Here is a 21932-nt window from a genome sequence, read left to right as displayed (position 1 = left end):
ATGCCGTTGATCGAGACGCTTCCGGTCGGCGCCGACACCGCGCAGTGGTCCGTCTGGGGCACCACCGCGCGGATCGTGGTCACCGACCCCGCCGCTGTCGAGGACGCCGCAGCCCTGGTCCGTGCCGAGCTCGCCGCCGTCGACGCCGCGTGCAGCCGATTCCGGCCCGACTCCGAGCTGCGCAACGCCTGCCGGTCCCGGGGGCTGCCAGTGACCGTCAGCCCGCTGCTGGCCGACCTCGTGGCCGCCGCCCTGGACGCCGCGCGCCAGACCGGCGGGGATGTCGACCCGACCGTTGGCGGCGCTCTGTGCGGGCTCGGCTACGACCGGGACTTCGCTGCGATCACCGGGCGGCAGGTCGCCCCCGCCGTCCGCGTCTTCGCCACGCCCGACTGGCGCAGCGTCTGGCTCGACGGAGAGTTGCTGACCGTTCCGGACGGCGTCCTTCTGGACCTCGGCGCCACCGCGAAAGCCGCCGCCGCGGATCGGGCCGCTGCCCGGGTGGCTGTGCAGCTCGGGGTTGGGGTCATGGTTGCTCTCGGCGGGGACATCGCCACCGCCGGGCCCGCGCAGGACGGCGGATGGCGGGTGCTCGTGCAGGACCGGCCCGGCGACCCGAGCTGCGTGATCCGGCTCCCGGCCGGCGCCGCGCTCGCCACGTCCAGCACGGCCGGCCGCGTCTGGGGCCGTCCCGGCGAGCAGCTGCACCACATCCTCGACCCACGGACCGGGCTTCCGGTGCGCCCGGTCTGGCGTACGGTCTCGGTCGCCGCGTTCTCGTGCCTGCGAGCCAACACGCTGAGCACTGCGGCGATCGTCCGCGGGCACGGGGCGGTCGACCTGCTCGGGAGTGTCCCGTCGCGGCTCGTCACCCCGGGCCTGGACGAGACGCGGCTGGGCGGGTGGCCGCAATGACCGACGCCCTCTGGTACTTCGGACGCGGCACCGGGCTGGTCTCGCTCGTCCTGCTCTCCATCGTGGTCGCTCTGGGCATCGGCGCACGCTCCGGGCAGCCCGCGTTCGGCCTGCCCCGCTTCGCCGTCAACCTCCTGCACCGCAATGCCGCGCTGCTCGCGGTGGTCTTTCTCGTCGGACATGTGGTCAGCCTCTACTTCGACCCATACGCGCAACTGCGCTTCTTCGACCTCCTCGTGCCCTTCGCCGGCACCTATCGCCCGCTCTGGCTGGGCCTGGGCACCCTAGCCTTCGACCTGATCATCGCGCTGATCGTGACCAGCCTCCTGCGCCAACGGCTGGGCGCCCGCGCCTGGCGTGCGGTGCACTGGCTCGCCTACCTGTGCTGGCCCATCGCGGTCCTGCACGGCCTGCAGACCGGCACGGACGGCGGCACCTGGTGGCTGCGCACAGTCACCGCCATCTCTGTCGCCTTTGTCCTCGCCGCCCTGACCTGGCGCCTCACCCCAGCCTTCAACCCCCACCCCACCCGAGCTCCCCGCCGCCGCCCAACCCCCGACCCCACCCACGCCGAGCAGGCCTACTCCGAGCGCATCCGGGCTGGTCAGGCCGAGCGGGTCCGTGCTGGGCAGGGTCGGGCCGGGAAGGTTCAAGCCGGGCAGGGCCAGGCCGAGCGGGTCCGGGCTGGGCAGGGTCGGGCTGGGCAGGTTCAAGCTGGGCGGGGTCAGGCCGAGCGGGTTCAAGCTGGGCGGGGTCAGGCCGAGCGGGTTCAAGCTGGGCGGGTCCACGTCGGGCCGGTCCGAGCTGGGCAGGGGCAGGGCCAGGCCGAGCAGGTCAGGTCCGGGCAGGTCAGGTCCGAGCAGGTTCAAGCTGGGCAGGTCCACGTCGGGCCGGTCCGAGCTGGGCAGGGCCAGGGCCAGGGCCAAGCCGATCAAGTCAGGTCCGGGCAGGTCCGTGACGGGCAGGTCCGTGACGGGCAGGTCGGCGACGGTCAGAGCCGGCGTCATGAAAGCCGTGCTGGGCAGGGGCGTGCTGCGGGTGGGCTGTCGGAGCAGGGGCGTTCCAGCTTCCGTGGGGTCTGGTGACCGGGGTGCGTTGTTCGCTGAGGGAGGTTTTCTGATGACTGTTGTGGATGCTCTGCCGGGTGTGGGGCGGCGACTGCTTGCTGGTCCCACTGACGGCAGGCTTGATACGCACCTGGCGCGGTATGGGCGGCCGCCGCGGTTGGATGGCGCTCAGTTGGTGGGGTTGCTGCGGGATGCGGGGCTGACCGGGCGGGGTGGGGCGGGGTTTCCGACCTGGCGCAAGGTGGAGGCCGTGCTGGGGGCGAGCGGTGTTCCGGTGGTCGTCGGTAACGGCTCGGAGGGGGAGCCGGCCAGTGGGAAGGATCGGGCGCTGATGGCGTACCAGCCGCATCTGGTCCTTGATGGGTTGCAGATTGTGGCTGGGGCGGTGGGGGCTCGGCAGGCCTATTTGTATGTTGCGGGGGCTTCGGCGGCAGGGGTTGGGGCTGCGTTGGGGGCTCGGCGGGGGGCGGGGCTTGATCCTGTGCCGGTGACTGTGGTTGTGGCGCCGGAGCGGTTTGTGGCGGGGGAGGAGTCTGCGGTTGTCAACGCTGTTGAGGGGCGGGCTGCTGTGCCTTCGGACAAGCGGGTGCGGGTGACCGAGGCCGGGGTGGGGGGTGCGCCGACGCTGGTGCAGAACGTGGAGACGCTGGCGCATCTGGCGTTGATCGCTCGGTTCGGGCCGCATTGGTTCCGGGAGGCCGGCACTGCCGAGGAGCCGGGGACGTTTCTTGCGACGGTTGGCGGGGCTGTAGGGGTTCCCGGGGTTGTCGAGGCGGGGTACGGCGTGCGGCTGGGAGACCTCGTCGATGCTGCTGGGGGGCCTGCTGAACGGTTGCAGGCGGTGCTGGTCGGCGGGTATCACGGTGGGTGGGTGCCGGCGCTTCCGGAGCTGGCGGTGAGCCGGGCGGGGCTTGCGCCGTACGGGGCTTCGCCGGGGGCGGGGATCGTGGTGGCGCTGCCGGTCGGGGTCTGTGGGCTGGTGGAGACCGCACGGATCGCCGGGTATCTGGCCGGAGAGGTTGCCGGGCAGTGCGGGCCGTGCATCAACGGGCTGCCGCGGCTGGCGACGACGCTTACCGATCTTGCACATCGGCGGGGGCGGGCGGGGCTGGGGCGGGAGGTTGACGCTGTGCGGGAGGTTGAGCGGTTGAGTCTGCTGGTGAGCGGGCGGGGTGCGTGCCGGCATCCGGATGGCAGCGTGCGCATGATTCGTAGCGCGATGCGCACATTTGCTGCCGATGTTGCGGCTCACCTGGCCGGACGGTGTTTGGCGGAGGAGGCGCGATGAGCGAAAACAGACTCCACATCGACTGGACGGCGTGCGACGGGCGGGGGCTCTGTGCAGAGCTGCTGAGCGAGATCCTCGTCGAGGACGAGTGGGGTTATCCGCTCGCGCGGGACGGGGCAGTGGAGCCGGCCGTGCCGCGGGCGCTCGAGAAGAACGCAAAACGGGCCGTGGACCGGTGTCCCGCACTTGCATTGCGGCTGGTCAATAGCTAAACGTTTAGTTCATATCCTATCGGGCCGATCTTTTTTCACCACGGTGAACAAAGGTCGGCCCGATGATCTGTAGCGGACCGTTGGTCACGCGGAGTCAACTATGGAAGCGCTCCCAAATGGTCGCTGGGAGCTAACTGGGAGCCGACTCGACGCTAACTGAGAACGGCTACATAGGACACTGTCAAGTACGCAGAGGCGACCTGGCGTCCAGTGGTGACGGTGGCCGACCTGCGCCGTTTCGTATCGAAGATCACAACTCCACCGGCGGCCGGAGCGCGCCCGCTTGTGTGCTACCGTTCGGTACCACTAAGTTCTCGACCCGGACAAATCGACTGGGCGTATGAGTGGAAAACCGGACATCTGCGCGAGTCTTCCTTCGGGTCTGCTTCGACTGCTATTTTGTCCGAAGTGGATCAGGGTTAACGGCAAAGGCCTTCGGAGATTCGTGATAGGCGCCGATAAAGATTGCGAAACGCGGGTTCGGTAAATACGCGATCTTCGTCTAGCGTTCACCGCCAGGGTTGTAGGTGGGGTGCGTGACTGTGGACAGCTTGAAATTGCCGAGCGGGCGTGGGGCCTCATCGGAGGCAGAGGCGTCGTGACGACGACGGAAACGGCGGCCGACGAGGTCGCGACACAGGAGATACCGCGGACGCCGCAGTATTCGGGGTTCACCGAAAGGGAGCTCGGGGAGCGCGGCCACGCCGATCGCTGGGTGTGGGAAGCGCGCTACGTCAAGCTGCTGCTTCTCGTCGACTTCGGAGCGGCGGTCATCGCGACGCTCGCCGCGTTCGTGCTCCGCTTCCAGGGTGCTGCCTACGCCGACTGGTACATAGTGCTGTCCGTGCTGATCCCGCCGGCCTGGGTGGGGTTGCTCGCGCTGACCCACGCCTACGAGCGCCGGGTCCTCTTCGTCGGTGGCGAGGAGTACCAGCGGGTCATGCGGGCCGGCGTGCATCTGACGCTGGTCATCGTGCTGGCGTCCTACGTGGCCCACACCGACATCGCCCGCGGCTACCTGCTCATCGCCCTCGTGCTGACCACCTTCCTGGCGCTCTCGGGCCGGTTCGCGTTGCGCAAGATCCTGCAGCGCGCCCGGCGCGGTGGTGCCTGCATGCACCGGGTGCTCGTGCTCGGCCACGTGCCGGCGGTGGCCAAGATGACCGGGCAGCTGCATCGCCGCTACCACCACGGTTTCCAGGTGATCGGCGCGTGCCTGCCGCTCGACCAGATCGCCGACGGGAAGACGCTCGACGTGCCGATCTACGGCGGGCTCGGTGCCGCCGCCAACTCGGCTGCGGCTGCCGGGGCCGACACCGTGATGGTGTTGTCCTGCCCGGAGCTGGACGGTCCGATGCTGCGCCGGCTGGCGTGGGAGCTGGAGCGCGACGACATCGACCTGATCGTGTCGTCGTCGCTGGTGGACACGGCGGGTGACCGGATCACCGTGCGGCCGGTCGACGGGCTGCCGATGATGCACATCGAGCACGCCACGCTGTCCGGCGGCCGGCGGCTGGTGAAGGCGGTCTTCGACGTCGCGGTCGCGCTGGGCCTGCTCGTGCTGCTCGCGCCGGTCTTCCTGGCCGTCGCGCTGGTGATCAAGCTGGACACCGGCGGGCCGGTCTTCTTCCGGCAGGTGCGGGTCGGGCGGGGCGGCGAGACGTTCCGGATGAACAAGTTCCGGACGATGCACGTCGACGCCGAGGCCCGGCTGGCGGCGATGCGGCAGGCCGCCGAGGGCGATGGCGTGCTCTTCAAGATGCGCGACGATCCCCGGGTCACCAGGGCCGGGCGGATCCTGCGGCGCTATTCGCTCGACGAGCTGCCGCAGCTGATCAATGTGCTGCTGGGGCAGATGTCGCTGGTCGGGCCGCGGCCGCCGCTGCCCGCCGAGGTGGAGCAGTATCCGGACGACATGCGGCGCCGGCTGGTGGTCCGGCCCGGAATGACGGGGTTGTGGCAGGTGAGCGGACGCTCCGACCTGTCGTGGGAGGACTCGATCCGGTTGGACATCCGATATGTGGAGAACTGGTCGCTCACCGTCGACCTGGTGATCCTCATGCGAACGGCGATGGCGGTCATGCGTGGCTCCGGTGCGTACTAAAAGTCTGCTGGTGGCCTCGACCGGCGGTCACCTCGCTGAGCTGCACAACCTGGTGCCGCGGCTGGGCCTCGGGGCCGTCCGCTGGGTGACCTTCGACAGCCCGCAGAGCCGGTCGCTGCTGGCGGGGCAGGACGTGGTCTTCGTGCCGCCCGCCACCAGCCGTGACGCCGTCGGGCTGGTCAAGGACATGGTGGTGGCCCGCCGGATGCTCAAGGCCGAGCGCTACGAGCGGGTGATCAGCACCGGTGCCAGCGTCGCCATGGCCTTTTTCGTGCCGGCGTCGGCGATGGGCATCGAGTGTTTCTACATCGAGAGCGCCACGCGCACCCTGGGGCCGTCGCTGACGGGGAAGCTCGCCGCGCGGGTGCCGGGCGTGCGTCTCTACACGCAGTATCCGGAGCTGGCGGGCGGGGAGTGGAGCTATGGCGGGTCCATCTTCGACGCGTTCGAGGCCGAGGCACTGACCGATCCATTACCCGTACGCAAGGTTGTGGTCACGCTCGGCACGCATGAGCGCTACACGTTTCCGCGGCTGCTGACCCACCTGATGGGACTGATACCCCCGGAGTGGGAGGTCCTCTGGCAGGTTGGTGCGACGGTTGTCGACACAATGCCCACCGGTGCCCGCCGGCAGGTGCCGATGGCCGAGATGCGCACGGCCCTCGCCGAGGCGGACGTCGTCATCTCCCACGCCGGTGTGGGGTCGGCGCTGGCAGCCATGCAGGCCGGCAAGCGGGCCCTGTACGTCCCGCGGCGCAAGGCGCACGGCGAGCACGTCGACGACCACCAGGTCGAGATGGCGCAGGAGTTGGAGAGCAGGAAGCTGGTCGTGGCCCGCGAGGCGGAGGACGTCACCCTCGCGGATCTGCGCTCGGCAGCGGCTTGGACGGTGCGGGCCGCCCCCGGAGCAGCACCGTTCGTGTGGAACAGCAGTACCGATGAGGAGGATTTGTGTCCCTGAAGCGCAGGGCGCTGGTGCCCGCAGTGGTGGCAGGCCTGATGGTCGGGCTCACCGCTGTGCCGGCGAGCGCCGTGTACGTCCCGCCGACCGCGGCGGCGACCCTGGTCACGGCGAACCCGGCGGACAACACGCCGCACGCCCAGAACGGGAGCATGCGCGCGTTCGCGCAGATCGGCGACATCGTCTACGCCGGTGGCTCGTTCACCGGGGTCAAGGCGGCGGGTGCGAGCAGCTGGTCGGCGGCGAACAACCTGATCGCGTACAACATCAACACCGGCGCGATCCAGACCGGGTTCGCCCCGGTGCTCGACGGCGCGGTGCAGACGCTCGCGGTCAGCCCCGACAGCAAGCTCATCGTCGGTGGCAGCTTCGGCACGGTCAACGGTGTCGCCCGCAAGAACCTCGTCGAGCTCGACCCGAGCAGCGGCGCGACGGTGGCCTCCTGGGTGGGCCGCGGTGACGGTGGCACGGTCCGCCGCGCGATCGTGCAGGGCAACAACCTGTACATCGCGGGCGCCTTCCACTGGGTGAACGGCACGCAGCACTCGCTGCTGGCCCGCCTGAACGCCACCACCGGCGCGATCGACACCACGTTCCAGATCGACGCGAGCGGTGCCCGGCCCTACCCGAACTCCAGCGAGCTGGTCTGGGGCCTCGCGGTCGCGCCCGACGGCAAGACGGTCGTCGCGGTCGGTAACTTCACGACGGTCAACGGCAACGTCCGCAACCAGGTGGTCATGATCGACACCTCGACGGGTACGCCCACAGTGGCGAACTGGGTGACCGACCGTTACGTGGCGGCCTGCGCCAGCGACGCGTTCCCGTTCTACGCCCGTGACGTTGACTTCTCCGACGACGGCAGCTTCTTCGTGATCGTGGCCGACGGTGCCAGCGGTGACGCGTACTGCGATGCCACCGCCCGCTGGGAGACGGCCGACCGTGGCACCGCCGTCAAGGCCACCTGGGTCGCGTACACCGGCCGTGACTCGGTCACCTCGCTCGAGGTCGCCGATGGTGTCGTCTACGTCGCCGGTCACTTCCGCTGGCAGAACAACGCGAACGGCGTGGACGCCAAGGGCGACGGCGGCGTGGACCGCTACGGTGTCGCCGCGCTCGACCAGCAGAACGGCCGCCCGATCGCGTGGAACCCGACCCGCTCGCCCGGCGACGCGCTGCCGACCGACGGCGTGAGCTGGGGCGCGATCGTGTGGGAGCTCTGGAAGGGACCGAACGGGCTCTTCCTCGGTCAGGACTCCGACGGGCTCGGCAACGAGTACCACGGCCGCCTCGGCTACTTCCCCGACTCTGGCGGCCGCGCGATCGGCGTGCTCGACGCGCCGAAGACCGCCACCGGCTACCTCTACCTCGGTACGAGCACCGGCACGGTGAAGAAGGTCGCGTACACAGGCACCGGGCTGGGCACGCCGGCCACCAGCAGCCAGCCGCAGCTCACCGGGGTCAAGGCGGCGTTCGCGCTGTCCAACAAGCTCGTCTGGGCCAAGGCGGACAGCTCGACGTCCAGCGGCAGCGTCCTCAACATCTCGGTGTTCAGCGCCGGCGCCGCGGGGGCACCGTGGGTCGGCAGCGGCTACAACAGCTGGTTCCCGGCGGCGAACCTGACCGGCGCGTTCTACCTGGCGGGCCGGTTGTACTACACGACGTCGACGGACAACGCGCTGTTCTACCGCTACCTGACACCGGACGGCTACATCGTGGGTGACACCGCGTACACGCTGCCCACCTCGGGTATCGACTGGCACACCGTGCGCGGCATGACGTGGGTCTCGGGCAAGATCGTCTATGGCTCGACCGGCGGCTCCCTGCGTACAGTCGGATTCGATCCGGCAGCGGCCACCGCCGTGGTCGGCGCCAACTCCACCCAGCTCGCGGCGTCGAGCACCGCGGCGACGTGGAACAACCCGACCCTGTTCTTCGCGACGTCCTAAAGAGCACGCACGAGGGGTCCGGCCGTGAGGCCGGGCCCCGAACCACGTTCTACCAGGAGACGACCATGGATGTGACCGATTCCGTAGCCGGCAGCCGGCAGCGGGTCGTCGGCTTTGCGGACATCGTCAGGATTCCGCTGCGCCGCTGGCGCCTGGTGGCGGGTGTCACCGTGGGCCTCACCCTGGCCGTCCTCCTGTACCTCCTGGTGATCCCGGCGACCTACACCGCGACGACGGTCGTGGTGCTGCGGCCCGTGGTGACCGACCCGTTCACGCTGCCCGCGGGTGGCGCGGACCGGGCCATCAACATGACCGCCGAGAACGGCATCGCGCTCGGCAACGACGTCATCGACTCGACCGCCAAGATCCTCAACCGCGACCCCGACGCCGTACGGGAGGCGCTGACCACCGAGGTCCCCACCGGCGGCCAGGTGCTGCGCTTCGAGTACGCCGACGACACCGAGCAGAGCTCGATCACCGGCTCGAACACCGCCGCCGAGACGTACCTGCGGGTCCGCGAGGACATCTACAAGCAGCAGCGGGCAGCGCTGATGCTCTCCTACGACAACACCATCAAGTCGGTGACGTCGCAGCGGCAGGCCGCGCAGAAGGGCCTGCCGTCGGACAAGTCCAGCGTGGAGTCCATGACGCCGCGTACGCAGGCCATGCTCAACCAGGTCAGCGCGCTCAACGACCAGATCGCCCAGCTCGCGAACGCCCGCGCGAAGGTCGCCTCCGCAGACCTGAGCCCCGGCTCGATCACCGCGGCCGCCCGCGCACCCGTGCCGTCCAGCCACGACGCCGCGCTGCTGTTCATCGCCGCGGCGCTGCTCGGCGGGCTGCTGCTCGGCATGATCGGGGCGCACGCCCGCGAGGCGATGGACCGCCGGATCCGCTCCGGTGAACAGGCCGCCGACCTGATCGGGCTGCCCGCGCTGGGCTCGGTGCGGTCCGCGCGCAACCAGGAGGCCGCCGCCGCTGCGGACGCCCGCTACGTCTCGCTCGCGCTGCTCAACTGGATCGACGAGAATCCCGACAGCCCGCTGGTGATCCTCTCCGGCCGCAACGACGAGGGCCGCACGGCGGTCACCGGCAACCTGGCGGTCGCGCTCGCCGAGGCCGGTCGTGACGTCACGCTCGCCGCCGCGGTCGAGTCGCAGGAGGAGGTCAAACGCATCCTCTTCGCAGCCCAGAAACGTACGCCGCCCCGGCCCCGGACGCCCCCCAAGCCCCCGAAACCGGGCCTCAACGGCAGCAGCCGTGCACCGGTCAGCCCCGCTCCCGGCGTCACCCGCGTGTACGGCGCCGCAGCCGGGGTGGCCTCGCCCGGCGCGGTGAAGATGGACCCGAACGCGACGATGGTGATCCCGGCCGCGGCCCCGGTCTCGGCCCAGCCCGTGTCCGGTGGCGGTAGTCCCGCGGACAGCCGTTCGCCGCTGGTCGTGCTCATCGGCGGCGGCGTGGTGCGGCTCTGCCAGCTGGGCGACGAGCCCAGCGTCGGTGTCGTGGTGGTGGATGCCCCGCCGTCGGAGTCCGACGAACGCGGCGTCCGGTCCGCCCAGGACGGCGTCGCTGTGCTCGTCGTGGCCCGGGACCGTACCCGTAGCGGTGAACTCAGCCGTCTCGTCGACCGCCTGCGGTCGGCCGGTGCCAGGACCGTCGGTTTTGTGCTGACCGGAGGCAGCGGTGCATAACCGCCCGCCCGACGTCACTGTGGTCGTCGCCACCCGCGACCGTCCCGGGCTCCTCGAACGCGCGGTCATCAGCATCCTCAACCAGGACTACGTGGGCCGGGTCGAGTGCATCGTCGTCTACGACCACGTGCAGGTCCGCGATCTGGTGGTGGAGGTCGGCCCCAACCGCGCCCTCAAACTGATCAGCAACACCCGCACCCAGGGCCTGCCCGGCGGGCGCAACAGCGGGGTCGACGCGGCCACCGGCGAGCTGCTCGCCTTCTGCGACGACGACGACATCTGGCTCGCGTCGAAGCTGACCCGGCAGGTGGCGCTGCTCGCCCACCCCGAGGTCGGCGCGGTCAGTTGCGGGCTGCGGCTGCGCGGCCCCGGCATCGACAAGGAACGCATCCTCGACACCGACCGGGTCTATCTGCGCGACTTCCTCGCGGACCGGGTCATGGAGGTGCATTCGAGCACCATGCTGGTACGCCGCTCGATCTGGGCCGCTGCCGGCGAGGTCGACGAGAACATCCCCGGCGGCTACAGCGAGGACTACGAGTGGCTCCTGCGCGTCGCCGCGCAGACACCGATCGCGATCGTCCCCGCCGCCCTGGTCATCGTCGACTGGCACGGCGGCTCGTACTACTTCGGCCGCTGGGCGATGATCGTCGAGGCCCAGCGGTATCTCATCGCCAAGCACCCCGAGCTGGCCGAGAGCCGTGAGGGGATGGCCCGGCTGCGGGGGCAGATCGCTTTCGCGCTCGCGTCCGGCCATCGGCGTACCGAAGCGATCAAAGAGCTGGCCGCCGTCCTGCGTCTCAACCCCACCGAGAAGCGGGTCCTGGTCACCCTCCCGGTGATCATGGGGTTGATGACCGGCGAGCGGGCCCTGCGCATGGCCCAGAAACGCGGCAAAGGGATTTAGTGACGGCAACATCTGAGGTACGCCAGAGCACGCGAAGTGGCGCGATCGGGCTGATCGGCGCCGCGGCCAACGGGGCGTTCGGCTTCGTGCTGACCACGGTGATCGTGCGGACGTTCGGCGCGGACGGGTCGGGGGCGCTGTTCAGCGTCATCGGGCTGGTGACCATCGTCGGGGCGGTCTGCTGCCTGGGCGCCGACACGGGTCTGATGTGGGCGATTCCGCGCAGTCCTCAAAAAAGTGAAGCGCTGCTGCCGGTTGCGTTGCTGCCGACGGTGGGTTTGTCGGTGGTGGTCGCGGCGATCGGGCTTGCGGCGGCTGATCCGATCTCGCGCGCGCTGCTTGATGATCCGGATGGCGCTGGGCTGATTCGGCTCGCGTTTGTTGGCGTTCCGGTGATTGTGGCGTCGACTGTGCTGCTTGCGGCGGTGCGTGCCACGCGGCCGGTGGCTGTTTATGCCGGGGTGCAGTTCCTTTTTGTGCCTATTGCGCGGCCGGCTCTGATGATCGCCGCGGTGCTGGCGGGGGGCGGGGTGCTGCTCGGCTTTGCCGGTTGGCTGCTGCCGATCGCCGCCGCGTTGATCATCGCGATTGCACTGATCGGTAAACCCCGCAAATCGAACAATTCAACAGGGGGAACGCGCGGAAGAGGCCGGTTGGAAAGCAGAGCGCGCGGGCCACTGGGGGAGAACGAGGCCCGCGGGTTGGGCCGGTTGGGCAGCGAGGCGCGCGGGCCACTGGGGGAGAACGAGGCCCGCGGGTTGGATCGGGCGGCGTGGCGGTTGTTTTGGGGGTTTGCGCTGCCGCGGGCGGCTTCGGTGGCTATTGATGCCAGCAGCATGTGGGTGGGCGTCCTGCTCACCGGGGCGTTGTCGACGCAAGCTGAGGCGGGGGTCTTTGCGGCGGTGGGGCGTTATGCGCTTGCTGGGTTGCTGATCATGCAGGGGCTCAGGGTGGCGATTGCGCCTCAGCTGTCCCGGTTGCTCGGGGTGGGAAGGCGGCGGGAGGCGGCGGAGGTCTATCGGCGTACGACGTTGTGGATTGTGGTGCTTTCGTGGCCTGCGTACGCGCTGCTGGCGGTTTTTGCTCCTGGTTTTCTGGAGTTGTTCGGGCGGGAGTTCCGGGCGGGTGCGGGGCCGATGGCGGTGCTGGCTGTGGCGATGCTGGTCAATGTCGGGGTCGGGCTCGTGCAGACCGTGCTGTTGATGAGCGGGAACAGCCGTGGGCACCTGCTGGCCTGTGTGGCGGGGCTGGCGCTGAACGTCGTCGGGTGTGTGGTGCTGGTTCCCGGTCATGGGGCGCTGGGGGCGGCGATCGCGTGGTCGTCGGGGATCGTGGTCGAGAACGTGGTGGCCGCGGTGCTGGCGAGGCGGGCGCTGGGGGAGGCGCTCTTCGGGCGTACCGAAATCGTGTCGGCGGTGGGGGTGCTGGGCGCGACCGGCGCTGCGGCCCTGATCGGCACTCTCGTCGCGGGTCGTGGATTGGGTGGGCTTGCCGTCGCACTTGCCGTGATCGTCGCGGGGTGCCTGGCACTGCTCGCTGACGGCCGGGTCCGTGCGGCGCTGAAGACAGTGAGGACGCAGCTGAGATGAGTGTGAAGGACAAGCTCAAAGGGGTCGCGCCGGCCGGTGCGAAGGAGCAGGTCAGGGAGTTGCTGGTCCGCTATGGCGAACGCACGAGCGACCGGCGGCCGCTGCCCGACTTCCTGGTCATCGGGACGAAGCGCGGCGGCACCACCTCGCTGTGGAACTACCTGATCCAGCATCCGCTCGTGCCGCGGCTCTTCCCGGCGTGGAACACCAAGACCTCGCACTACTTCGAGGAGAACTGGTCGCGCGGTGAGGCCTGGTACCGCTCGCACTTCCCGACCGACCGGCAGCGCGCCGCCCTGGAACGCAAGCACGGCGGGCCGTCGAAGGTGGGCGAGGCCGCGCCGCTGTACATGTTCCATCCCGAGGTGCCGGGGCGGGTCGCCGAGCTGATGCCGCAGGCGCGGATGATCGTGTTGCTGCGGGACCCGGTCGAGCGCGCTTTCTCACACTGGAAGGAGCGTCGCGGGGAGGGCGTCGAGCCGCTCGGCTTCCGGGAGGCGCTGGCCGCGGAGGAGAGCCGCACGGCTACGGCAAAACCCGATGACACCGCGTTCGACTGGTATTCGTATCGGGCGCGTGGGCGGTACCTCGAGCATCTCGAGCCGTGGCTGGCGCGGTTCGACCGGTCCCAGCTGCTCTTCGTGGCGAGCGAGACGTTCTACCGGGAGCCCGCGCAGACGTACGCGCAGATCCTGTCGTTCGTCGGGCTGCCGGCGTACGAGTTGCCCGCCTACGACGTCTTCAACGATCGCCCAAGCAAGGGTATGGACGACGACGTGCGGGCGGAGCTCACAGCGTACTACCAGCCCTACAACGCGGCCCTGGCAGACCGGCTGTCGATGCGTTTCAGCTGGGCTGAGTAACAAGCGCATCCCGCAGCTGCCCGGCCATCGCCGCGAGTCGCTGCGGGTGGGAGCCGATCGGAAAGCGGGAGTAGGCCCGGGACGCGAGCAGAGCAGCCTCGGTGCCGTCCGCGAGGACGAGCACGAGGCACTGCCCCGCCCACAGCCCACCGGGCCGTCTCACGACTACATCGACGACCTGGTCACGCGGCCAGGAGACCCGGCGGAAGAGCCGGACGTCCTCGATCAGCGACGGCGTGACCGACACCTTCGTCGCGGCGATCCGCCACGCCAGCACGAGGCCCACGACCCCCGTGACCGCGTCGAGCACAAACGCCGTCAGCCCGTCCTCGGCCATGGCCCGCGCCAGGAAGCTGATGCCGAGGACCAGCGCGAGACCGATTTTCCACGGCCGTTCGGGTGACACGAACGAGGCGTTACCCATGCCGGGCCTCCAGGACGTCGAGCAACGCGGGATGCAGCTTGGGGTTCCAGCCCGCACCACCGCCGGACAACTCGTAGGTGCGCAGCCACAGCTCGACCAGGTAGGCGTCCGCGACGAACCGCTGCCGGGCCGGGTCAAGCCCCAACGCCGGGCCGTAGGCGGCCAAGGCACCGTCGACCGCTTCCGCACAGTCGGCGGCGGGCTTGCCGTGGGTGGACAGGGCCGTCTGGAAGGCCTGGTGGGCGAGGTCAAATCCGACGGGTACGCCCGCAGCCCGGTTCTCCCAGTCCCACACGAGCAGCCCTCCCCGATGCCGGGCCATGTTCCACGGCACCCAGTCGCCGTGCCAGTCCCCGAATTCGAGTGTGAGCCCGGTGTCAAGCCTGTCGATGAATACGTGGATGCGCGGGTCGGCGTCCTTGGCACGGTCCCGCCACCCGGCGATCAGGCCGGTCACCGGGACCGGAGGAGTAGCCGGCCCACCGCGCCGGGCGACCGCGAGCATCGCGTCGAGCCGGGGGCTGTCCGGCCTGCGGATGCGTCGCACGTCGCGGGGCATCGGCTCGATGACCGCGATCTCCCGGCCGTGCCACTGGGTGTGCAGCTTGAGCTGCGGCGCGGGTGGGAAACCACCCCCGGCGGGCAGCGCGGCCAGCGTGGCTGCCTCCGCGCGGACCATCGCCCGGGTGCCGTCGTTCCAGCCGATCTTCGCGTACCCGCGGGGGCGGCCCTGGTCGTCGAAGAGCTGCAGGGTCGGCTTGTGGTGCGGGTCCGGCGGCCGGATGCCGATCGCCGCGTGCAGCCGGTCGTAGCCGAGCTCGGCGGCGAGGAAGCCGGAGAGCAGGTCTTCCGCCTTGTCGGCGTGAACCGACAGGACCGGCGCGTTGGTGAGACCGAGCAGCCCGACGCGGGCCAGCACACCGACCGCGGCGCGGCCCGCGCGGACCTTCGGCGGGCGCAGCGCGTTGTACGCCAGCAGCGACGCCGCCGTCACCCGTGCGGAGGCCAGGGGCAGCAGGAAACGGGCGTTGCCGAGGGCGGGGATCACGGCGTACCTGACGGTGGCGGTGGGGTCGTCGCCGACCTTGACCGTCACGCCGGGGTTGTCGAAGACGGCCCGGACCACCCAGCCGAGCCGCTGCCCCAGAACTTCCTGCACGGTTTTGCTCCTGCTACTGGTAGACGCGGACGTAGTCGACGACAAAATCGGCGGGGAAGACGGTTGCGGCGTCCGGGGTGCCGAGCCAGCCGCCGACCTGGGTGTTGAGCCGGATGTTGTACGGCTTGTGAAAGGCCTGGTCGTACCACGGTGTCGTGGTCCGGTCGCGGGTCCAGACCAGCTGGTCGTCGATGTACCACTTCAGCGAGTCGGCGGTCCACTCGGTCGCGTACGTGTGGAAGCCGTCCGAAGCCAGCGCCCCGCCGGGCAGCGGGATCCGGACGTCCTGCTTGACCGGCGTGTAGTCCCAGAAGATCGAGGCGGTGGCCTTGTCGTACCAGGCGCCGCCGCCGGGCAGCTCGGTGATGTCGATCTCGCCGTTGCCGCCGTCGTCGGGGCGCAGCCAGAACGCCGGCCACAGCCCGGTGGAGCCGGTGGCGGTCGTCGGGGACTTGGCGCGGATCTCGAACCGGCCGTACTGCCAGGACGCCTTGCCCATGGTGTCGAGGTACGACTGGGTGAACTGCCGGGTCCGGGAGCCACAGGCCACGCTCTGCCGCAGCGCGCGCAGGGTCAGCATGCCGCCGCTGACGAACGTGTTGGCCGGGCTGTCGACGTTGCACCCGAGGTCGATGTCGCGGGCCTCGCCGTTGCGCAGGTTCCACTTCGAGCGGTCGAGCGTGCCGCCGTCGAATTCGTCACCCCACACCAGCTTCCAGCCGGCCTGCCGGTAGGAGACCACCAGCTGAGGCCGCAGCGCCGGATCGGCGTTTTCCTCCGAGGCCCAGTAAATCCGCTGGTCGTAACTCTCCTGGGAAAGTGTGAAAGTGCCGTCGCCGAGGTTGACCGGGAATTCGTTGAAGCCCGTTCGCACCGCGGGAAGCTTCGCGTCGCCGACGGAGATGCGGGCCGGGTAGTCCTGCCACGAGTAGACGCGCAGCGTGGCGTGCACGTCGGTCGCGTTCGCGGGCAGCGTTGTCAGCGAGAACCGCAGTTGCGCGTCCCGCCGCCCGCTGGGGTCGTTCTCACAGGTTGCCGGGCAGGTCGCCAGCGTCGTTTTGGCGCTCAGATCGCCGTCCTGCACCACCTGGCTGATCGTGGTGTCGGCGACGGGGCTGAGGACGAGCCGGACCTCACGACCGGCAGCCGGCTTCTTGTCATGCTCGTCGCCCGCCAGCAGCGGGATCAGCGCGGCGGCGGCCAGAGCCGTCGCGATCAGGGCCGTCGCGATCAGGGCGATCGTTCGTTTGCGCATTGAAGGGGCAGCATATAGAAGAAGGGCACGCCCCCGGCGGGGAGGCGTGCCCTTCTCAGCGGAGGCGTCAGTTCACGCCGAGTGCCCGCTTCATGGTGAAGAACAGGTCGGTCTGGTTGGTCACGCCGAGCACGTTGGCGGCCTGCGGGCCACCGGCGGCGATCCTGACCTCGGTGCCGGTGTGCTGCTGCGAGCCGGTGATCTCCGACGTCGCGTAGCTGATGGTCATGTTGGCGCCGTCGTGCGTGGTCAGCGTCGCGGTGTAGCCCAGCGTCGCGGTCTCGACGATCTGGCTGGTGTGGCCGTGGTCGGCGGTCACGACGACCAGGGTGTCCGGGTGCGACTTCTGGTACTGCAGAACCTTCTTGATGGCCGTGTCGAAGCCGACCGTCTCGCCGATCTGGCCGCACGGGTTGGCCGCGTGGTCCTGCTTGTCGATGGACGCGCCCTCGATCTGCAGGAAGAAGCCCTTACGGCTGTTCTTCGTCTGCTTGTCGAGCACGTCGATGGCCTTGGACGCCATGTCGACCAGGTGCGGCTGGGTGGCCGTACGCGCGGCGTTGATCGCGCACGTCGAGGGCGCGGTTCCCGTACGCGTGGGGGTCGGGCCCGTCCACTCGAGGTCCATGTTGTTCTTGGCAAAGGCGCCCAGGATCGGCTGGTTCGGCTTGGCCGCCGCGAGGCCGGCCGCGTCGGTGACGATCTGGAAGCCGTTGACCTGCGCCTGCTGCGCGACCGTGAGGCCCTTGTACTTGCCGGCCTTGACGGTCTGGTCGAAGTACTGCTTGCCACCGCCCAGCAGGACGTCCGGCCTGGTCTGCACGAGCTGTTCGGCGATCGAACCGGCCCCGCCGTTGACCTTGTCGTTGACCGCGCAGGTGGCCATCGCGTCCGGGCCCTTGCAGTCCCGGCTGATGACGTGCGAGCCGAGCACGGCCGGGGTGGCGTCCTGCAGCTCGGCGGTGGTGACGTCGCCCGTCCGGAAACCGGCGGCCTTGGCCAGCTCCAGGATGGTCGGCTTCGGCTTCTCGTCGGGGGTGACCGAGATGGCGCCGTTGTACGTCTTGTGGCCGGTCGCCCAGCCGGAGCCGGACGCGGCCGAGTCGGTCACGTATTCCGGCAGGTTCGGGCTGGCCTTCTGCACGGCGTACGTGGTGTAGGCGCCGGTCAGCGGGAGCGTGTCCATGGCGAGCCGGCCGGCCGCGCCGACCTGGTAGTTGCGCGCGATCGTGATCTCACTGTCGCCCATACCGTCGCCGATCAGCAGGATCACGTTGCGGGCCTTACCGCCCTTGATCGCCTGCTTGGCGGCCTGGGTCTTGTCCGGGTGCGAGTCACCGGCCAGGGCAACCGTCGGCACGGCCACAATGGCGGCCGCGGCGAGCACCACTGCGGCACGACGGCCGCGGAGTTGACGAAGTGCATTCATGCGCAACACCGCATCAGTTGTAAACGACGTGATGTTGGCGCCCCGGCGAACTACAGGAAAACTCCGCAGGTGGATGCCACTTTCTTGAGTGAGCGCATGGTTTGCAGGGTCGCTGCCGTCGTGGTCACGCTCATCGCCCTGCTCTCGGCCGTGCGGCTGGTCGCGCCCCAAGATCATGGGGGGTACGCGCACAGCTGACCCTTCTTTGCGCCCAGCTCGACAAGGGAGCGGCGAACGACGCGCAAAAGCTCTTCCCCGAAGGTTATTTCTTCCTCTACGCCCTCTACGGCCTTACGCAGGTCGACCTGGGCAACGGGCCGTAAGTCCGCTGGGCCCTCGATCACCTCGAAACGCCGCAGGCCCGGGCGCCGTTCAGCGCCGGCCTGACCCCCGCGTACGGCGTCTTCTACCAGGGCTGGACCAACTGGCTGCGCGGCGGCGTCCTCTCCCTGCGTCCCGACCACCCGAGTCGATGGCGCGGGGCACGTCGCAGAGCATCATCCAGCGGTTCCTCGTGGACATCGACCCGGCGTTCGCCCGCTCGCAGTACCTCGTATTCCGGTCGCTCTTCGTGGTGCGGCCGCTCGGGCTCGGCCCCGGGGTGCGGGAATTTCCGCCGGGTGTGGAGTTGGAAGGTGACGTCGACTCGGGGCCGCTGGTGCTGGGGACGAGCCTGTCCGCCACGGTGGTCACGCTCGGGGCCGCGCGGGCGCAGGGGGATGCGGGGCTGGCGGGGGCGTTGGGGGATTTTGGGGAGCTGGTCGCCGATCCCGCGCCGATCCCGGCGGATCTCCCGTTCTGGTGGCGGGTGCCGTTCCTGGCGGGTCTGATGCTGGTAGTGCTGCTCTCCTCGCTGAGCGTCCTGCGCTCGCCGAGAAGGACAAAACACGCGTTAGGGCGTTAATTAAACGGAACAATCGGGTCTTGCTGGCTATCCAGGCGAAAAACCCAATTCACCCACACTGCCCTAATTCCCTGGTTACAGTACGGTCGGCGCAGTTCCCAAGTGCGAGCTTTGTCCCCGCGCTCAAGGCGTGCGCCACCAGCCGTCGCGTGCGGCTCCGAGAAAGGCAAACCCGCCGTAAGGCGGGGACGCAAAGCCAGGGACCTCCCGAGCGGGAGGCGGCCCAGCCGCCGAAGGAGACAGAAACACATGCGCTATTCATCAGCCCATGCGGCCAAGAGCGGCTCGGTACCGTTCGTGCTGCGTGGTCCCAAGTCGGCCAAGACGATCCTCGCGGCCGCAGTCGCCGGTGTGCTCGGCCTGGGGTCGGTTGTCATGCTCGGCTCACCCGCGGAGGCTGACGCCCACGGCTACATCACCGTGGCAGCGACGACCGCCAGCGTCACCGAGGGCGGCAACCTCGTCTTCACGGTCAAGAACACCGACATCGCGTCGCACAGCGTCGGCCTCGTCTTCACGGGCACCGCGGCGAACCCCGCTGACTTCACCTTCTCGCCGGCGACACCGGTCACCGTGGCGGCCGGCGACACGGCCACCATCACGGTCGCCACCGTCGCTGACACCACCTACGAGGGCGGTAACGAGACCGTCATCCTGACGGCCTCCGTGGACGGCTCGAACTACGGCACCGAGACCGGCACCATCGTGGACGCCGACGCCGTGCCCACCTACACGCTGGCTGCCTCGCCGAACCCGGTGACCGAAGCCGGTGGTGCGCAGGCGACGATCACGGCGACGCTGAACCGGAAGTCGAGCACCGCCACCATCATCACGCTGAACACGGTCGACGGTACGGCCAAGTCCGGCACCGACTACACGACTTTGTCGGCCGCCCAGCTGACCGTCCCGGCGAACCAGATCTCCGGCACGGCAACGGTGAACATCACCAACGACAATGTCAGCGACACGGCCGACATCGAGAACTTCACGGTGAACAGCACGTCGGCGGGGGTCATCCAGCCCGCGAACTCCGCCGGCGCCTCGGCCACGGTCAACATCAAGGACGCCCAGACGACCCCGGTGGTGACCCTCACCGGTGGCGGTAGCGTCGCCGAGGGCAGCACGCTCAGCTTCGGCCTGTCGCTGGACCACGGCTCCGAGAAGGAGATCACGGTCGGCTGGGACTCGGTGGCCACCAGCCCCGTGACCACCGCGGCCACTCCCGGCGCGGACTTCACCTACCCGGCGACCCGGACGGTGACGATCCCGGCCCGGCAGACCACCAGCTCGATCGCTGTCCAGACGCTCAAGGACAACCTCAACGAGCCCGACGAGACCTTCGACGTCCTGCTGAAGACCCCGGTGAACGCCACGCTGGGCACCCCGATCCAGCAGACCGGCACGATCACGCAGGGCAAGGACGCGCCGAAGGTCACGATCGCGCCCGCGAGCGTCACCGAGGGCAACACGGGCCGCTCGACGGCGACGTTCACCGCGACGCTGAGCGCGGCCTCCACCCAGACCGTGAAGGTCGACTGGAAGACCGCGGCGGACGGCTCCGGCGTCGGCTACGCGCTGCCCGGCACCGACTTCGTGACCAAGAACGGCACCCTGACCTTCGCGCCCGGGGTGACCTCGCAGACGTTCACCGTCGAGATCATCGGTGACACGATCGACGAGGGCAGCACCAACGGCACCCAGGCGGCGACCGACGGCGAGACGCTGCAGCTGCAGCTGAGCCAGTCGAGCGGCGACCTGTCGCTCGACCTGAGCGACCCGGGCGCCAACCGGGTGGTCAAGATCCTCGACGACGACGCCGCGCCGACCCTGGTCTTCGCGGACAAGTCGCTGAAGGAGGGCAACGACACCCAGGCGCTGCTCACCCCGGTCATGCTGAGCAACGCCTCGGACCACGACATCACCGTCGCCGTGGCCAACGACACCCCGTCGGCGACCAACCCGGCCACCGACGGCCCGATCAGCTTCAACGGGTTGACCAACGCCCCCGGCGGCAACGACTACACGCTGCTGAACGGAACGGTCACGATCGCGGCCGAGCAGGTCAACGGTTACCCGGTGCTGCTGATCAACGGTGACACGGTCAACGAAGAGAACGAGATCATCGCTCTCAAGGCCACGCCGACCACCAACAACACCTATCTCTCGACGGGTGCGGCGGTCAAGACGGCCAAGGTCACCCTCGAGAACGACGACAAGGTCCCGGACCTGGAGATCAACAGCATCTCCGGCGCGGAGGGCACCACGGTCGCGGTGACCGGCACGGTGACCGGCCAGCGTCAGGGCTACGCCCAGGTCGCCGTGACCTTCGCGGGCGGATCGTCGAAGGGCAGCGTCGCTGCCACGGCGGCCGACTTCGAGAACCCGGGTGTCAAGGTCATCGACATCGACTACGGCACGCCGAACAACACGGTCATCCCCGTCGCGGACCTGAAGCTGCTCACGGACACGGTTTCCGAGCCGGCCGAGACGATCATCGCGACCGGTAGTGGCATCGGCAACACCGCGACCGTGACCGAAGGCATCATCACGATCACGTCCAGCACGGGCGGACCGAGCACGCCGCCGTCGTCCGGTGGCCCGTCCACCGGCCCGACCACGCCGCCCGCTGACAACGACCTCACTCTCGAGTCGGCCGCCAGCTTCCGGCTCGGTGTCGGTTCGCTGCGCCTCAACGGCACGGCTCCGGCCGCCGCCGACCTGACCCTGTGGGGCAGGGCCGTCGGCAGCGACGACGCCGCTGACTGGGAGAACCTGGGCACCACGAAGGCCTCCGCCAGCGGGGCGTTCTCGTTCTCGCCGGACTTCACCACCACCGGCTACTGGTTCAAGGTGTCGAACGGTGACATCGAGTCCGACACCATCAAGGTGAACCTGAAGGAGGACCCGGACTTCACGGTCACCTCCACCAGCAAGGGCAAGGTCAACCTGAAGGTCGTCGGTGACCCGAAGGTCCGCGGCCTGCGGGTGCGGGTCATCCGGGCCAACAGCGACGGATCCTGGACCACGGTCGGCACGGGCATCATCAACGCCGCCGGGCAGTTCTCGAAGACCATCAACGGGGCTTCGGGCAAGTCGGCGCTCTTCCGGGCGACGATCTACGGCGACGGCGACGTCGGCCTGCTGACCAACACCTCCACGAGCGTGCGGGTCAGCGTCAAGTAACAACGGGTTCAAAAAGTGGGGCGGCCCTGACG

At 69.4% G+C, this 21932-nt stretch carries 17 protein-coding genes and 1 riboswitch; of the genes, 13 read left to right on the top strand and 4 right to left on the bottom strand.

The window, feature by feature from the left end; genetic code table 11:
• The 11 genes from Ahu01nite_RS25280 to Ahu01nite_RS25230 all read left to right on the top strand — a co-directional run bounded on the left by Ahu01nite_RS25280 (position 1) and on the right by Ahu01nite_RS25230 (position 13546).
• A complete protein-coding gene (locus tag Ahu01nite_RS25280) occupies positions 1-915 on the top strand; it encodes an FAD:protein FMN transferase (RefSeq protein ID WP_203839107.1) in 915 nt (304 codons plus the stop codon).
• Positions 912-2000, top strand: a complete 1089-nt coding sequence (locus tag Ahu01nite_RS50565; RefSeq protein WP_239159116.1) for a ferric reductase-like transmembrane domain-containing protein — start codon at positions 912-914, stop codon at positions 1998-2000. The genes Ahu01nite_RS25280 and Ahu01nite_RS50565 overlap by 4 nt, the downstream gene beginning before the upstream one ends.
• Positions 1921-3270 (top strand): NADH-ubiquinone oxidoreductase-F iron-sulfur binding region domain-containing protein, encoded by a 1350-nt coding sequence (locus tag Ahu01nite_RS25270; protein ID WP_307794561.1) that lies wholly within the window; start codon positions 1921-1923, stop codon positions 3268-3270. Before Ahu01nite_RS50565 ends, Ahu01nite_RS25270 begins: the two co-directional genes overlap by 80 nt.
• Positions 3267-3482 carry a ferredoxin gene (locus Ahu01nite_RS25265; protein ID WP_203839105.1) on the top strand — a complete coding sequence of 72 codons (216 nt, stop codon included), beginning with the start codon at positions 3267-3269 and terminating at the stop codon, positions 3480-3482. Before Ahu01nite_RS25270 ends, Ahu01nite_RS25265 begins: the two co-directional genes overlap by 4 nt.
• Before the next feature lie 598 nt (positions 3483-4080).
• Positions 4081-5586, top strand: coding sequence for a sugar transferase (locus tag Ahu01nite_RS25260; protein WP_239159115.1), 1506 nt, complete (start codon positions 4081-4083; stop codon positions 5584-5586).
• Positions 5576-6547, top strand: a complete 972-nt coding sequence (locus tag Ahu01nite_RS25255; protein ID WP_203839104.1) for a glycosyltransferase — start codon at positions 5576-5578, stop codon at positions 6545-6547. The genes Ahu01nite_RS25260 and Ahu01nite_RS25255 overlap by 11 nt, the downstream gene beginning before the upstream one ends.
• Before the next feature lie 38 nt (positions 6548-6585).
• Complete coding sequence (locus Ahu01nite_RS25250) at positions 6586-8493, top strand: delta-60 repeat domain-containing protein (RefSeq protein ID WP_203839132.1); 1908 nt, start codon at positions 6586-6588, stop codon at positions 8491-8493.
• 65 nt (positions 8494-8558) lie between these two features.
• Positions 8559-10187, top strand: a complete 1629-nt coding sequence (locus Ahu01nite_RS25245) for a hypothetical protein (RefSeq protein ID WP_203839103.1) — start codon at positions 8559-8561, stop codon at positions 10185-10187.
• Positions 10180-11094, top strand: coding sequence for a glycosyltransferase family 2 protein (locus tag Ahu01nite_RS25240; RefSeq protein WP_203839102.1), 915 nt, complete (start codon positions 10180-10182; stop codon positions 11092-11094). Before Ahu01nite_RS25245 ends, Ahu01nite_RS25240 begins: the two co-directional genes overlap by 8 nt.
• Positions 11094-12683, top strand: coding sequence for a lipopolysaccharide biosynthesis protein (locus Ahu01nite_RS25235; RefSeq protein ID WP_203839101.1), 1590 nt, complete (start codon positions 11094-11096; stop codon positions 12681-12683). Before Ahu01nite_RS25240 ends, Ahu01nite_RS25235 begins: the two co-directional genes overlap by 1 nt.
• Entirely contained in the window at positions 12680-13546 is an 867-nt protein-coding gene (locus Ahu01nite_RS25230) for a sulfotransferase family protein (protein WP_203839100.1), read from the top strand. The genes Ahu01nite_RS25235 and Ahu01nite_RS25230 overlap by 4 nt, the downstream gene beginning before the upstream one ends.
• Here Ahu01nite_RS25230 and Ahu01nite_RS25225 read toward each other — a convergent pair.
• The 4 genes from Ahu01nite_RS25225 to phoA form a co-directional block, all read right to left on the bottom strand.
• The gene (locus tag Ahu01nite_RS25225; protein ID WP_203839099.1) at positions 13530-13970 is read right to left on the bottom strand and encodes a hypothetical protein; all 441 of its coding nucleotides are present in this window, start codon (positions 13968-13970) and stop codon (positions 13530-13532) included. The genes Ahu01nite_RS25230 and Ahu01nite_RS25225 overlap by 17 nt on opposite strands.
• A complete protein-coding gene (locus tag Ahu01nite_RS25220) occupies positions 13963-15174 on the bottom strand; it encodes a hypothetical protein (RefSeq protein ID WP_438874827.1) in 1212 nt (403 codons plus the stop codon). The genes Ahu01nite_RS25225 and Ahu01nite_RS25220 overlap by 8 nt, the downstream gene beginning before the upstream one ends.
• A complete protein-coding gene (locus Ahu01nite_RS25215) occupies positions 15143-16384 on the bottom strand; it encodes a glycoside hydrolase family 16 protein (RefSeq protein ID WP_203839097.1) in 1242 nt (413 codons plus the stop codon). The genes Ahu01nite_RS25220 and Ahu01nite_RS25215 overlap by 32 nt, the downstream gene beginning before the upstream one ends.
• A 67-nt stretch (positions 16385-16451) precedes the next feature.
• On the bottom strand, positions 16452-17813 hold the full coding sequence (gene phoA / locus Ahu01nite_RS25210; RefSeq protein WP_239159114.1) for an alkaline phosphatase: 1362 nt from the start codon (positions 17811-17813) through the stop codon (positions 16452-16454).
• A gap of 472 nt (positions 17814-18285) precedes the next feature.
• Between phoA and Ahu01nite_RS25205 the strand changes: the two genes are divergently transcribed.
• Positions 18286-18717: a hypothetical protein gene (locus tag Ahu01nite_RS25205; protein WP_203839096.1), complete on the top strand. Its 432-nt coding sequence runs from the start codon at positions 18286-18288 to the stop codon at positions 18715-18717.
• A 155-nt stretch (positions 18718-18872) separates the two neighbouring features.
• Positions 18873-18952, top strand: a riboswitch (cyclic di-GMP riboswitch).
• Between the two features lie 14 nt (positions 18953-18966).
• Positions 18967-21900, top strand: coding sequence for a beta strand repeat-containing protein (locus tag Ahu01nite_RS25200; protein ID WP_203839095.1), 2934 nt, complete (start codon positions 18967-18969; stop codon positions 21898-21900).
• Positions 21901-21932 lie beyond the last annotated feature (32 nt).

The organism is Winogradskya humida, from assembly GCF_016862215.1.
Classification (GTDB): Bacteria; Actinomycetota; Actinomycetes; order Mycobacteriales; family Micromonosporaceae; genus Actinoplanes; species Actinoplanes humidus.
Note: the sequence above shows the minus strand (reverse complement) of the source record. Positions and strands in the feature narration are given on the sequence as shown.

What these genes read in the sequence shown, in the direction of transcription:
- Ahu01nite_RS25280 (WP_203839107.1), top strand. Translation starts at nt 1, where the DNA reads ATGCCGTTGATCGAGACGCTTCCGGTCGGCGCCGACACCGCGCAGTGG.
- Ahu01nite_RS50565 (WP_239159116.1), top strand. Translation starts at nt 912, where the DNA reads ATGACCGACGCCCTCTGGTACTTCGGACGCGGCACCGGGCTGGTCTCG.
- Ahu01nite_RS25270 (WP_307794561.1), top strand. Translation starts at nt 1,921, where the DNA reads ATGAAAGCCGTGCTGGGCAGGGGCGTGCTGCGGGTGGGCTGTCGGAGC.
- Ahu01nite_RS25265 (WP_203839105.1), top strand. Translation starts at nt 3,267, where the DNA reads ATGAGCGAAAACAGACTCCACATCGACTGGACGGCGTGCGACGGGCGG.
- Ahu01nite_RS25250 (WP_203839132.1), top strand. Translation starts at nt 6,586, where the DNA reads ATGGTCGGGCTCACCGCTGTGCCGGCGAGCGCCGTGTACGTCCCGCCG.
- Ahu01nite_RS25245 (WP_203839103.1), top strand. Translation starts at nt 8,559, where the DNA reads ATGGATGTGACCGATTCCGTAGCCGGCAGCCGGCAGCGGGTCGTCGGC.
- Ahu01nite_RS25230 (WP_203839100.1), top strand. Translation starts at nt 12,680, where the DNA reads ATGAGTGTGAAGGACAAGCTCAAAGGGGTCGCGCCGGCCGGTGCGAAG.
- Ahu01nite_RS25225 (WP_203839099.1), bottom strand. Translation starts at nt 13,970, where the DNA reads ATGGGTAACGCCTCGTTCGTGTCACCCGAACGGCCGTGGAAAATCGGT.
- Ahu01nite_RS25215 (WP_203839097.1), bottom strand. Translation starts at nt 16,384, where the DNA reads ATGCGCAAACGAACGATCGCCCTGATCGCGACGGCCCTGATCGCGACG.
- phoA (WP_239159114.1), bottom strand. Translation starts at nt 17,813, where the DNA reads ATGAATGCACTTCGTCAACTCCGCGGCCGTCGTGCCGCAGTGGTGCTC.
- Ahu01nite_RS25205 (WP_203839096.1), top strand. Translation starts at nt 18,286, where the DNA reads ATGGCGCGGGGCACGTCGCAGAGCATCATCCAGCGGTTCCTCGTGGAC.
- Ahu01nite_RS25200 (WP_203839095.1), top strand. Translation starts at nt 18,967, where the DNA reads ATGCGCTATTCATCAGCCCATGCGGCCAAGAGCGGCTCGGTACCGTTC.